The organism is Planotetraspora thailandica (assembly GCF_016863335.1).
GTDB lineage: Bacteria > Actinomycetota > Actinomycetes > Streptosporangiales > Streptosporangiaceae > Planotetraspora > Planotetraspora thailandica.
Window position 1 is genome coordinate 1 of record NZ_BOOR01000085.1, and the last position, 12,783, is coordinate 12,783.

13 protein-coding genes are annotated in these 12,783 nt (G+C 65.7%); 4 read left to right on the plus strand and 9 right to left on the minus strand.

The genetic code is table 11. The features are described from left to right. The 3 genes from Pth03_RS38540 to Pth03_RS38550 all read right to left on the minus strand — a co-directional run. On the minus strand, window positions 1-228 hold a 228-nt coding region (locus Pth03_RS38540; protein ID WP_203949459.1), incomplete at its 3' end, for a hypothetical protein. Window positions 229-405: 177 nt separating this feature from the next. Next, window positions 406-633, minus strand: coding sequence for a hypothetical protein (locus Pth03_RS38545; protein WP_203949460.1), 228 nt, complete (start codon window positions 631-633; stop codon window positions 406-408). Between the two features lie 59 nt (window positions 634-692). Further along, entirely contained in the window at window positions 693-2,189 is a 1,497-nt protein-coding gene (locus Pth03_RS38550) for a pentapeptide repeat-containing protein (protein WP_203949461.1), read from the minus strand. A 1,168-nt stretch (window positions 2,190-3,357) separates the two neighbouring features. Between Pth03_RS38550 and Pth03_RS38555 the strand changes: the two genes are divergently transcribed. Continuing rightward, a complete protein-coding gene (locus tag Pth03_RS38555) occupies window positions 3,358-4,212 on the plus strand; it encodes a hypothetical protein (protein ID WP_203949462.1) in 855 nt (284 codons plus the stop codon). 81 nt (window positions 4,213-4,293) lie between these two features. Here Pth03_RS38555 and Pth03_RS38560 read toward each other — a convergent pair whose 3' ends face one another. The 4 genes from Pth03_RS38560 to Pth03_RS38575 all read right to left on the minus strand — a co-directional run bounded on the left by Pth03_RS38560 (window position 4,294) and on the right by Pth03_RS38575 (window position 7,932). Beyond that, on the minus strand, window positions 4,294-5,178 hold the full coding sequence (locus tag Pth03_RS38560; RefSeq protein WP_203949463.1) for a hypothetical protein: 885 nt from the start codon (window positions 5,176-5,178) through the stop codon (window positions 4,294-4,296). Window positions 5,179-5,819: 641 nt separating this feature from the next. After that, window positions 5,820-6,476: a hypothetical protein gene (locus Pth03_RS38565; RefSeq protein WP_203949464.1), complete on the minus strand. Its 657-nt coding sequence runs from the start codon at window positions 6,474-6,476 to the stop codon at window positions 5,820-5,822. Window positions 6,477-6,624: 148 nt separating this feature from the next. Then, window positions 6,625-6,828, minus strand: a complete 204-nt coding sequence (locus Pth03_RS38570; RefSeq protein WP_203949465.1) for a hypothetical protein — start codon at window positions 6,826-6,828, stop codon at window positions 6,625-6,627. A 636-nt stretch (window positions 6,829-7,464) separates the two neighbouring features. Next, window positions 7,465-7,932, minus strand: coding sequence for a hypothetical protein (locus Pth03_RS38575; protein WP_203949466.1), 468 nt, complete (start codon window positions 7,930-7,932; stop codon window positions 7,465-7,467). A 466-nt stretch (window positions 7,933-8,398) separates the two neighbouring features. Between Pth03_RS38575 and Pth03_RS38580 the strand changes: the two genes are divergently transcribed. Both Pth03_RS38580 and Pth03_RS38585 read left to right on the plus strand, forming a co-directional pair. Beyond that, on the plus strand, window positions 8,399-9,325 hold the full coding sequence (locus Pth03_RS38580; RefSeq protein WP_203949467.1) for a ParA family protein: 927 nt from the start codon (window positions 8,399-8,401) through the stop codon (window positions 9,323-9,325). Next, window positions 9,322-10,182: a hypothetical protein gene (locus Pth03_RS38585; RefSeq protein WP_203949468.1), complete on the plus strand. Its 861-nt coding sequence runs from the start codon at window positions 9,322-9,324 to the stop codon at window positions 10,180-10,182. The genes Pth03_RS38580 and Pth03_RS38585 overlap by 4 nt, the downstream gene beginning before the upstream one ends. A 185-nt stretch (window positions 10,183-10,367) precedes the next feature. On the opposite strand, the gene Pth03_RS38590 is transcribed toward Pth03_RS38585, so the two are convergent. After that, window positions 10,368-11,261: an NmrA family NAD(P)-binding protein gene (locus Pth03_RS38590; RefSeq protein ID WP_203949469.1), complete on the minus strand. Its 894-nt coding sequence runs from the start codon at window positions 11,259-11,261 to the stop codon at window positions 10,368-10,370. 106 nt (window positions 11,262-11,367) lie between these two features. Next, a complete protein-coding gene (locus Pth03_RS38595) occupies window positions 11,368-11,919 on the minus strand; it encodes an OsmC family protein (protein ID WP_203949470.1) in 552 nt (183 codons plus the stop codon). A gap of 153 nt (window positions 11,920-12,072) precedes the next feature. Here Pth03_RS38595 and Pth03_RS41895 point away from each other — a divergent pair, with 153 nt between their 5' ends. Further along, entirely contained in the window at window positions 12,073-12,708 is a 636-nt protein-coding gene (locus Pth03_RS41895; RefSeq protein ID WP_239119705.1) for a TetR/AcrR family transcriptional regulator, read from the plus strand. The last annotated feature ends 75 nt before the right edge of the window (window positions 12,709-12,783 follow it).

Below are 12,783 nucleotides of genomic sequence, written 5' to 3' on the forward strand. Positions count from 1 at the left end.
TCCCAGGCCGGCGCACAACGCGAATCCCACGATCAGCGCGGGCCGTAGCAGCTTCTCCCGGGAGACCCCGGCTCGGCGGGCTGGCCATGTTGTGCGGCCGCGCGGCGGTAGGTCGTCGGCGTGGTCGTTTCCGTCGACCTCGACCTGCTCGGGCTCGTAGGGCAGGCCTGGGCGTGCGGCTGGTGGCGGACCGTACGGGAATCGGCGAGAGCCGTCCTGCTCATCCATGCCCGCCCCTCCCGTCGTCTTCAGCGATCCGGCTATCACTTAGTGAGATCGGATCGTAACAATATGAAGTGACGCCGGGAAGCTGGCGGAGATGCGGGGGCTGACACGTAGAGCCCCGAGACTCTCGCCGTCTCGGGGCTCTACGTGGCGGAAAAGGAGGTCTACCCCTGCACCCTCCTACCGGCGATACCTATCTGTGTCGTCGAGCCGTCGAGAGAGCTCCTCCGGGGAGTGTCCCTCCTTCATGAGCTTCACGATCTCGCTGTGGCGCGCGTCGTCGACACGCTTGTGGTCCTCACTGAGCTTGCCGCGCCGGCCCTTGTTCAAGGCGTCGAGCAACTCCCTGTCGAAGTCGTTCTTGATCGCGGTGAGCTCATCCAGCCGCTTGAACTTGTCCTTAGCCATGTGGCCGTCCTTCCGACAACCCATCCACTAACTATCAACAGTATACCCGAAAAATGGTGCTATCCGCTGGGTTCGTCGGGAAGCTGCAGCCCTGGTGCCTGGTCAGGCAATCCTGTTGGAGGGGAGGACCACCACGCCCCGTGGAATGACACCGTGCCGCCGGAGAACGTCGCCCCGTCGAACGACACCGTGCCGTCGGAGAACGTCGTCCCGTCGAACGACACCGTGCCGCCGGAAAACTCCGCGCCGAACGACACCGTGCCATCGGAAAACTCCGCCATCAGGAACGACACCGTGCCGCCGGAAAACTTCGCCCCGCCGAACCATACGATGCCGCCGGAAAACGCCGCCCCGTAGAACGACACCGTGCCACCGGAGAACGTCGCCGCCTGGAACGACACCGCGCTGCCGGAAAACTTCGCCGCCTGGAACGACACCGTGCCGCCGGAGAACGCCGCCGCCTGGAACGACACCGCGCCGCCGGAAAACGCCGCCCTGCCGAACGACACCGCGCTGCCGGAAAACTCCGCCCCGTCGAACGACACCGCGCCGCCGGAAAACTCCGCCCCGTCGAACGACACCGCGCTGCCCGAGAACTTCGCCCCGTCGAACGACACCCTGCCGCCGGAAAACTTCGCCCTGTCAGACCGTCCTGACATGCCGAAAGCCGGCACGACGAACTCATGCACGAAGAACTCCGGCATGCCGAAACCCGGCGCGGCCCACGACGGAAACTCCGGTAGGCCGAATCCCACTCCACCGGACTCTGGCACGTCGAGCCCTGCCGCGCCGAACGACACCGTGCCGCCCGAGAACTTCGCCCCGTCGAACGACACCGTGCTGCCCGAGAACGTCGCCCCGTCGAACGACACCGTGCCGCCGGAAAACTCCGCCCCGTCGAACAACACCGTGCCGCCGGAGAAGACAGCGAAGGAGAAGTTGGCTCCGTCGTCGAAGACGACTCCGGTGAAATCCAGATCGCTGCCGCACCAGGACACGGGAGTGGTTACACGAAGGTGGGCGGCGATGAGGCGAATGACGGTAGCGCGTACTTCTCGCATTGCCTGCCAGGTGGCGTGTTTTGCCCCGTCGCTAGCGTCGGGTTCAGGTTCCGGAGGCATGCGCAGATAGGCGCACAGTACGTCGATGCACATCTGGCGGCCGCCATCCCAGTCATCGGCGAGCGCCGCCAGGGCGTGAACGCCCGCCAGACGAACCGCGGGTGCGTCGTTGCCGAGTTTGTCGGTGGCCTTGTCGAAGCGTTCGGCGTACAGCTTGGCGTCCTCACGGCGGGCCGTTTGCCGGGCGCGGTGGTTTTCCTCCTCAGCGAGACGCTGTTTGCGGTAGGCGACGACTAAGGCGACGGCACCACCGACGCCGGCGGCCACGGACAGAGAGATCTTGACGATCTCCAGCAGGTTGGTGGTATCGAGGGTGAGTGGGCTCTTCGGTAGTCCAAGCCAGACCAGCGCGGCGACCAGCAGTCCGCCGGCGATGAGAATGGCACCGGCCAGGGTGAGAGCCAAGGCGACACCGATGTGCAGCAGCCTGACCACCCCGGTGGTACCGGGACGTGAGACTCGGCGCCGCCAGGGCGGGAGCAGACGCTTCAGGCGGGGGAGGTGCGGCATATCTCCCACGATGCCGGGATGCTGCTGGGCGCGACGGCAGATCGGTAAGCGTGTTCGCGGATCGTGTCCCCGACCGACGCGAACTTCACCCGCGAGGACTTAACCACGAGCAGAAACCCTGGAGAAGGTGTATTCCCACAAGTTGCGTACTAGTGAGTACGGACTAGTAATCGGGGTGCGCACTTGCGCGGCGGCGATTCTCAGGCCCCCAGTATGAGGCGACACAAGCCTGGCCCTCAATCGTGTGACGCAAATCACAAAGTGGGCAGAACTTCGCCATTTTGATACGTGGTGGTACGTCCTGAGATCTGGTGTTGCGGTGTGTTGCGCTACCGACCGATCGCCCCGGGCCATATATCCACGGTTTGGGTGCGCGAAGTCATTCGGGGGCGATTACGCTTGGCATCAGCGTTGACGCATCGGCATTTCCGAGTCGGTCGGTTTCCCGCGGGATCGACCGGGACGGGCTCCACCGGACGGAATCCTCCAACCCGACCGGAGCCCACGGAAGGAAACGAAATGCCGAGACGGCGACGCAGCAGAAAACCACTCTCATCAGAGGAGCGCACACTCATCATCAGAGTGGGCCTCTTCGTGGGGGAGGTGCTGCTGCGGGTTTTCGGGCCCATCTAGGGAAGGCCACCCTAGTGAACCCGTAAACCCTCACATCAGACGGGGCCTCGATCTGGATTTGCGCTCTCGGTCGGGGCCTTCGTCGTGTCCGGCCTTGACTCTCAGGCAAGGTCCGTTGCTTCAGACTAACGCATAGACGTTAAATGAGTGCGCTCTCGTGCACACTCTTAGCGATACACCAGTATCACGAGCGAGCACACTGCCGTCGCTCTGCCAGCGGGCACCAGGACCAGGAAGAACAGACCGCTGGCGCACTCTCAGCGGACACCAGGATCACGAGCAAGCAGACCAACAGCTGGGCCTGGGCGGGGGTGAGGAGACGCCCCGTCGCACTGCCGGCAGTACACCAGGATCACAAGGGAGCAGGCCGCCGCGATCCTGGCGTCGGGCACCGCGCTGACCTCGTGGACCTGGCCGTCGTAGCGCTGAACTGTCGGCAGGGGCCGCTACGGTGCGGCTCGTGGATGACCTCGCCAAGCTCGCCGCATCGGTCACCGAGTTCGCGTCCGCGAGTTCTATGACGTTGGTGCCTGCTGTCCCTGAGGGTGGGTGCGGGGGAGAGGTTTTCCTCGGCCCTGGCAAGGTAGACCTGCCTGGGTTCCTTGCGATGGCGCACAAGCTCGGGGGAAACGCCCTCTATATGGAAGCGGCGCCGTTCGATCCTGCGGACGTTGAGGATCCGTCGGCGGATCTGGCTGAGCGCAAAGGTCAGGTTGGCCAGATCGAAGTCGCGTTTGCTGCCAACGGGATCGTGCATTTCTGGCAGCAGCGGGCTGCCTGGTATGCGGAATGGCAGCAAGGCGCACTCGATCAGACGTTATCCCGAGTCCACCTCGACAAGGAAACCGGTCTCACGGACGAGGACAGGGAGCGACCGGACGACAAGGAAAGGGCTCAGCTGTACGACGAGGAAAGGGAGCTGATCGGCAAGCAAGTCGAGATGCTCCTAGCCAACTCGGACTTTCGCGCTGCCAGAGGAAGCGCCCGGCGGCGGGCCAGTTGGCTTGCTCTGTCTGGGGATTCCAGCGAGAAGCCGTCATGGACGGCCATCGACACTGCCTGCGAGCAGGCCGAGGAAATGGCCAGGGTGCGGTATGCCGAGCTCGCCCGGCGGTTCGACGAGTTAGCCGCAGAACTGTTGGCCGATCCTGAGTATCAGCAGACCCGCGCGGCCTCAGCCCGTAAGCAGGTCGTTGAGCGTTTCCTTATCGCTCGGGCGGACGGCTTCAGCGCGCCGGTTTACGTGCGGGATGAGCTGCATGCGCGAGCTCAGCAGCTCGGCAAGAGCAGCGGAACAAAGGGGGGGCTGTTCTAACTTCGGCTGGCCTCGTTGCTTTCGTCGCGCGGCGGGCGCAGGTAGGCAGGCTTCGTCGCTCGCCAACGAGCTGCTGAGCCCTCAGCTCGAGGTCTTGATTTTCTGGGGTCGCCGGTGGGCCGGCTGATCAAGCTGGCCAGGGTGCAGGGTGTAGACGTTGCGCAGCCGTTCGATGTCGAAGTCGTCGGGGTTAATGGGCTTGCGACTAAAGGTCAACAGGCCGAGGTCGCGCAGGTCGTTGATGCCCTTGGTCCGGGTGTCGGGGCTTAGGTCGTAGCGTGCGGCGAAGGCTTTGGGGCTGATCCATACGTGGTGGAGCGGTTCGGTGAGTTCGGCGGCCCGGTACTGGTCGAGCAGGATCAGGTACATGGCCAGGCCAGCCCCGGTCATGAGCTGTATGTACCCGTTGGTCCAGAGGGTCGCGGAGAGCTGAGCGTACAGGTGGCGTAGGCCTTCGGGGGTGGCACGGTGGGCTTTGGCCGCGGCCCCGGGGGCGATGTAGGCGCTGTCGTCGCCGGTCTCGTTCAAGACGGTGACGACGTTGGCGTGCCCGGGGTTGGCCTTAACGGCGATGAAGTAGTGCCGCTCCAGCCAGGCTTGTGCCTCGTTGATGCGGCGGGCGCCAGTGGTAGCCGGCTGGTCGAGGTCGAGAAGTTGAGCCCAGGACTGTGCGTAATAGGAGAGAGGGGTCCCTCGGTCGCTGGTCTGCATCCAGAGGTAGCTGAGGAACAGCTTGAGCCGAACTTGGCCGCCGCGGCCGCCGCGCAGCATCCGGGCGAGCGGTGGCGCCTCGGCCTCGATGTCGGGGCGGGAAATGAATGACAGGCGGAGTTGGGCGCGTCGGCGGGCGCGATGAGAGGCCTTCTTGGCCCGGTCGAGCGCGGTCGCTGAGACCGTCTCCGGGAGCCGTTCCCCGCCCCCGCTGACAGGTCGTGTCGCTTGCGCCGGACGGGTCTCCGTAGCCATGAGTCATTCCTAAGTATGGAGAAGTATTTACTCGTTACATAGTATCGGCTAAGAAGGTGCTGGTGAAGCCGGTGCAAGCGTAGGGGCTAAGCTTGGTTTAAAGGTATCCAGCACGGCGTAAACGTAGGGGTGCATCCGCTCGATCCACTTCAAGGGCTGGTTGCGGACGGGGCGCGGATAGGTAAAGCTATCGTCAGCTTCCACACCGCGAGCACTAGTTCCCCCGGGGGTGCTCCCCGGGACGACGGCCGGCTCGAGGCAAGGGAGTCAGGGGTTACCTGGCCCGGCCATGGGAGCCATACCGTCGGTCGTCCTCGGGAGAAGAGGCTTCACGAAGGTACGGCGACGGGTTCGGGTTCTTCTACCGGTTGTGCCCCGGTACCCGCCCGCCAGGACGCCCCGGGCTGAAGGCCACCATCAACTTGATGGTGGCCTTCAGCATCTCCACGGTTAGGGAGAAACACCCTGACTGATGTGCGCGGCGAGTGCTCCCGCGTTCCTCCTCGTAGTCCGCGGGTCTCCCGTCTGCTTGGGCCATCTCAGCCGCGGTTCTCAAAGCGGAGGAAGGCTCGCCGTAGGCGACGGACGGATCCAGCTCGGCCTCTGGCACTGGGACAAGGGCGTACGGCCCGCGTTGCGCGTCAGCCCACGCTGCGGGTCCGGGGGAGCGGGGTTACCGACGAAAGCGCTTGGCGCGGCTCAGCGCACGCCTGTGGCATGCGGATCTGCCTCCAGGCGGTGCTCCATCGCTGGACGTCGTCGTCACTTCCGCCGCAGGCCGTGATGAAGGCGACCAGCAGGTCGAGCGGCGGCAGCTTGTCCTCCTTGAGGGTCTTGCTCAGCGTGCTGAGCGCGAAAGCGTTGTTCGCACGGCGGACCAGCTCCCGTAGCGTGAGATCACCAGCCCAGATCCGGTAGTGCCGCATCCGGTCGACTAGCTCGGCCGGCGTCCGCGCGATCAGGGGGTCTGGCTTCAGGCCGTACCCGTCCAGGTCCTCGATCTGCCGAGGGACCGACGCCCGGCGACGTCGCAGGGTCGGGGTCGCACGTGGGGACTCGACCGTCGCGAGAATGCGCTCGTTGTCCGCGGCCGTGCCCTCCTCGGAGGACGTCGGCACGGCCAGCATCCTCACCCTCATGGCCGCACTCCGAAGGTTCGCCATGAGCCGAGCGTCGGCTCCCGGCAGCTCCATGACATCGTCGATGGCGCCGGGCGCTATCGTCCCGCCACGCCGCGCCGTGGTGGCGAGGTACTTCAGGAGTTGGAGCGGTAGACCCTCGGGAGTGGAAAGAGACACATTCATGAGGATCGTGGCGGTCGCAAGCTCGTAGAGGTCCCGCCACGACGGGGGCATGTTTCGCGTGTAGTGCCGGATCTCACGAACTCGGCTAAGGATCAGCGGTCCCTGATGAGCCGCTTCCGGAGAAGAGTTTTCGGCCACCAGGTCACGCTCCCGAAGTGCGGGGCAGGAGCCGGGCAGCGATGGTGGTAGCGGCCGCACATCCCCCGCCGACCAGGAGCAGGACATCGTGCGGCGTGTAGCCGCGCTGGAGGAGCGCGTAGAGGAACACGAAGATGACGACGAGGACGAGGAGCGGGACAACAACACGGTTGTCCAGCGAGGGGGTGTTGATCTTGATGCAGAGCAAGAACGCTCAGCCCTTTCCGAACTTGACACGTGGAACCTGACATGTGGCCCAGACCGTCACCGACCCTCGCGGCAGCGGCAACTACCGGCATTGAGGGTGTGGCGGACGTGATCCACTGAAACCATGATGACCCGCTCCCGTGTCCGGATGGCGCCCTTTGCTCGGGGTCTCTTCGCCCGTCTGTGCGGAGCCGTTCGCAGGTGTTCACAGGTGTTCCGATCCGCACGTTGTCGTCCACGAAGGGACACCCGCGTTCAAATCTGGATCAGCCGTCTCCCGTGTCCGATTTGTTCCGGTCTAATGGAGAAGCGACGCTAAGTACCTGCACATCACGGGTATGTACTGAGGCGTCATGAGCTGGTGAGACTCCGTAACTGACACGTGGAACCGCACCAGAGCAGGCGAGGGGCTTGCCGCGGCAACGGCGGGCCCGAAGGGTTCACGGCCGTCTAGATGGGCGGGCGTGAGCCCTTTTCGCATCTGAGCACTACGTGCGGCCCACAGGGCCGCTAACAGGTTGTCCGTCCGGCGATGCACCGTCGGGCAGTTCGGTCGTTCTCCGCGCCCATGTCGGCGGACTCGTCATGCTCGGATATGGCGGGGAGGGCGGTCAGGTCCTGCGTGCGGGCCGTGCCCCTAGTCGTGCGTGCGGCGGCGGTCGACCTCGGGGGTGAGGGAGACTCCGCGGCCGGCGCGGGTGTTGAGTACCTCGATGACGTCGGCCAGGCGGTAGCGGCGACGCTGGCCATGCTGCTCGCTGGCGGCGGCCTGGTCGATGAGTGACCGGTATTGGGTGACGGTGCGGCCGTCGACTCCGAGACGGCGGGCAATCGCGCCGAGCGTGAGGTACTCGTCAGGGTCGCCCGGCACGGCCAGGCGCTCGGGAGCGGGCTTGTCTCTGGATACTTCCCACTGCGCGCGCCAGGCGTCGAGCTCGGCACGGGCGTAGATGGCGACGCCGGGACCTGGGCTTGCGCTCGGCCGGCGGCCGACAGGTTGCGGGAAGCCTGGCAGGGGTCGCCAATGGTTACGCACGCTGTCCTCGGTACGGCCCACCGTCTCGGCCCACTCTGCCAGGGTCACCGGGCCTCGATCGACACTCACGCGCAACAGTTTACCCGATGTAGCTGTTGCGGTTTCGCCGGTCTGAGCGTGGCCCGGTGCCCTGCGGCGAGTGCTCCGGCGCTCTTCCTCGTAGTCCGGGGCCTTGTGGGTCATCCCGTCTGCCTGGGCCGTCTCGACCACGGGGTTCGTGGAGCGGAGGAGGCTCGCCGTAGGCGACCGCGTAGCGGCTTGGCCTCCGCAGTGGAGCGGTTCCCGTGGTAGGCCCAGAGAAGGCAGGCGGGCTGACCCACAACCCCAGGCGGCACCACCTACGGTCAAGATCGCCTTTCGTGGGTCGGGGCCATCCCGGAGCCTGCCTCGCCGGCGAGGCGCGGGGGTTCGGGGGCGGAGCCCCTGAGGTTTCACCGTCCGAAGCGGATCTGTCGTGTGCGGTGAGCTTGCGCTGGGTGCCTGGGCGCTAGGACGCTGTACTCGCCTGGACAGAGAACGTGGAAAGGGAGTGGCCGTGGGCGCCCTCAGGTTGGCGGAGTACTCGGAGAAGGGGGGCGTCGGAAAGACGAGCGTCACCAACGGGCTCGCGGCGGTCGCGGGCGATCGCGGCATGCGGGTCCTGGTGATCGACCTCGACTCCCGAGCCACGGCGAGCAAAGAGCTCGGGGTGCCGATCCCGGAGATCGGCGACCCGGAGATCTTCACCCTGAATGACCTGCTGTACGTGAACCCGGGGGACGATGACCCGCTCGACCCCACGGACGCGATCGCCGACACGATCCACCCGGCCGGGGAGTCCTGGCCGTCGACCGTTCGTGTACTGCCGGGCGAGCGGAAGCTGGCGAACCGCGAGGCGGACAGCGGGCCGATTGAGATGCGGCTCCGGCAGGGCCTGCGCGCGGTTGCCGGCGAATTCGACGTGATCCTTTTCGATTTGCCTCCGCGGCCGAGTGGCAAGCTCGTGACGGCCGGGCTGGCGGCGGCTGAAGGCGAGGACGGCGGCGGGGGCGTGCTGATCCCGGCGACGCTGACCACGGACGGCCTTGACGGGGTCACGCAGGCGCTGCGCACGGTCAAGCAGATGCGGCAGGGCTACAGTCCGACTCTGTCGGTTGCGGGGATCGTGCGGAGCATCGTCCCCCGCGATCGGGAGCTGCGGGCAATCCACCGAGAGTTCGACCGGCAGCTCTTCGAGCGTGTCGATCCGAAGCTTGGGCCGTGGGGTGAGATGGTGCTCGGCGAGCCCCTCCCGGCGGTGGCCTCCTCCTCTGGGGAGGCTGACGCGGATGTGCGGTACCTGGTGCGGCAGTACGCGATCCGGGAAGAAGCGCGGTTCGCGCAGGTGCCGATCACGTCGGCGCCGGGCCGGGAGGCAAAGCGACTGGTCGCTACATACGGTGAGATCCTTGATCTCCTGTTGAAGCGGAAGGAGAACCGGTGAGCAGCCTCATCAAGCAGGGCCGGGGACGGTCCGGACTGTCCAAGGCACCGGAGGGTGATCCGGCTGCGCCTCCGCCGGAGATCGCGCTGCCAGAGCCGCGCCCGGGCGAGGCGAGCCCAGGGGCCGGCGGCGTCCTGGCCGCGCCCGGCGAGGCGGTCGAACGGCTCCGCGAGGCGGTGCCGCGGCCGTATGAGCCGGTGAGCGACGGCGACCTTCTCGGCGCGCAGGAACGGCGCGACCTGACGACGTGCGAGGCGGCGCTGGAACACCTCCGGCTGGCGTTCTGGGTCGCCGGCCGGGCCTTGCAGGTGATCCGCGACGCGCGGCTCTACCGGGAGGCGCACGCGACGTTTGAGGACTACTGCCTGGACCGGTGGAGCATGTCGCGGCCACAGGCGTACCGGCTCATCTCGGAGTGGTCGCTGGCCGAACGTCTGCTCGCCGTGTCTCCCATGGGAGACAAAGTCAGCGAGCGGCACGTGCGCGAGTTGCTGCCGGTGGCCACCGTGCACGGCGACGACGCGGCCGAACTCGTGTACGCGACGGTCGCGCAGGCGGACGGCGTCCGGGTGACGGCGGAGCTCCTGCGGGATGTCGTGGCCATCGTGCCGACGCAGTGGGACCCGGCGGCGGCCGTCCTCATCATCAGGGAGTTTCTCGACCGGGACGGCCAGGGCGACGGCGGGAGCGTCGGCCGGCGTAGCCCTTTCCAGACGCAGACGACGCGTGTGCGGACTGGCTTGGCCGACCTCGCGACCCGGCTCCGCAAGGGCAAGGGCGGCGATCCTGAGCAGGTGCGGGCGTTCGTCGCGGACGCCCGTCGGCTACTCGACCAGATCGAGCAGAGCATGAGCTGAGCCTGGCCGTAGACAGACCAAAGGGGCCCGCACACATGGCGTGTGCGGGCCCCTGGCGTTACCGGGCCTACAGAATGTCATGCAACACGACGGCGCTCTGGCTGCGGGACAGATGAGTGCCGCACGGACACGGCAGTGGTTGTCCGCCGCCTGGACGAGCATTGCCGAAACGCCATCAGGCTTCGTCAGCCGTTGGTGGTCTCTTGCGGCTGAGCGAAGGCCGCAACGTGGTCGTGCGCGAAGTCGGTGATGGTACGGGGCAGGTTACCGGTCAACTTCTGCACGGTGTCGGTGATGTCGGCGCCGTACGTTTGACGCAGGATGCCGTCGTAGATGGTGGCGATCTGCTCCGCGTATTCAGGGGTCTTGCCATCAGCCATGTAACGGCGCAGGAAGTCCTCCCGGGTGGCGTCAATGTGGCGGAGAGGCCGACCGACAACCTCCCCCACTCGGACAAGGGCCTGGTCGACAGTGAGTGCTTCCGGGCCTGTCAGCACCAGTTCGCGGTTTTCCGTGGAGTCGTTCGCGAGTTCAATCGCTGCGACGTCGGCGATATCACGGGAGTTGATCATCGCCATCACACCGTCGCCTATCGGCAGGGGGAGGCGTCCCGAAGAGTCGATCCAGGGAACGAACTGCAGCAGATTGTCCATGAAGAACGAAGGCCGCAATACCGTATACGAGAGGCCACTGGCCGCGAGTTCCTGCTCTGCCGCATGGTGGGCACGGACCACGGCAAGGGGCGCGTCAGGTGAGGGGCCGCCGACGCTGATCTTGACCAGGCGCCGCGCTCCCGCCGCAGACGCTGCCCGGATCACGAACTGTTCCTGGGCAAGCTGATCAGGCACCATGCCCGTCATTAGGAACACCGCATCGATGCCGTCCATCAACGCGGGAACGGCAGTCTCGTCCGCCAGATTGGCCGCCACCACCTCAACACCTGGCAGCTCCTGGCCGCGCAGGGCTGTGGCATTCTCCTGACGACGCACGACGCCCCTGACGGGCACTCCCTGCTCAGACAGCGTGCGCACCACCACGTTACCTACGGTGTGTGATGCCGCGGTTACGAGTACCTTCATGTTGTTCCTCCTCATAGTTGCTACAGCCAGAGCAGACCATGCTGTTCGCTGTGGCTGCCATGTGAAATGGATTCCTGGCCCTCGAAAGGCCTTCGAAAAATGCGGGTTAGGAGAGTTGCGTGGTAACGGTGACGCCGCGCACAAGCGTGTCGCGGATCGGGGAGCGCTGCTCGACAAGCTTCACCAGCTCTTCGAGCTCCTCCCGAGTCGCGCCCGGCGCCTCAACGTCAACGGTCACCCTGACCTCCTGGACGCCGGGAGAAACGCTTTGGTCGATGCCGAGAAAGCCGCTGAGGTCGAAATCCGCCTCGAGCCCGAGCCGGTACTTCTGGAGTTCGATTCCCTTGGCGGCGGCGTTCGCCACGAGCGTCACGGTGTAGCAGCCAGCGAGCGCCTGCAGCACGTACTCACCGGGGGAGACTGCGGTATCCCCACCGAGCAATGCCTCCGGTTCGTCGCTTTCCATGACGAACTTGCCAGCCCGGCTTTCGTCCTTCACGCCGCCCTGCGTTAGAGCACCGGTCGTCGACCGAACCGCCAGACCACCTTGCCACTCACCCTGTACGGCAAGGGTCACGTGCCCGAGCCGCCGTTCCTCGGTCACGGCATGGACCGTTTCCGCCAACGCAGCAACGTCGAACCCATTGATTGTGGTCATGGGCTGCACTCCTTGTTCATGGTGAGGGGTGATCCCGCGCTTTGGCGACTGGCCTAGACTCTGGCCTCGATCAGCCTTAGCATTACTTACACGCAAGTAAGTGTCAACGGTTTCCGCAGAGCGAGATCTGGCTCACAGAAGCGAGGTGCACAGGTGAAGAACGACAACGGCACGGCCGCACGGCTCGTGGGATTGGCGCGAGAGGTCATGCAGGTGAGTGGGTACGCGGGGCTGCACTACGGCAGCCTCGCCAAGACACTCGGTATCACGCGCGCTGCGGTGCACCACTACTACCCCAACAAAGTCGACTTGGCTCGCCGTGTGATCGCCGAATACTGCGAGTGGACCCGACAACAGCTCGCGGAGATCGATGTCATGGACGCGCCGGTTGACGACAAGATGCGTTCGTACTTCGCCCTCTACCGTTCGATCATCGAGGAAGGTGACGAAAGGCTCTGCCCAGGAGGCATGCTCGCTGCCGAGGTGATGACCCTGCCGCCCGAGCTCAGGGCAGACGTACGGAAGTTCTTCGATCTCCACGTCACATGGGTGGCCAAGGTTCTCCTCGGCGACGGCTCGAGGACCGAGCCAGCAGGTGAAGCCGCCAGAGTGGTCGCCGCCCTTCAGGGCGCCCTACTGGTTTCCCGGCTGTACGGGCGCCCGGACAGCTTCGACGCGATCGTGGACGGACTCATGATCATCGTGCCTACGACAGCGCCAATCCCGACCAAGAGGCCGGCCCGCAAGGCCTCTGTGCCGACCAAGACGAGAAAGAACGAGGGACGTTGAGTTGAACGAATCCTCAACAGCGCGATCGTCTGCTCGATCACCCAGCGATGTGCTCCGAGCCCGGAGCCGTGCGGA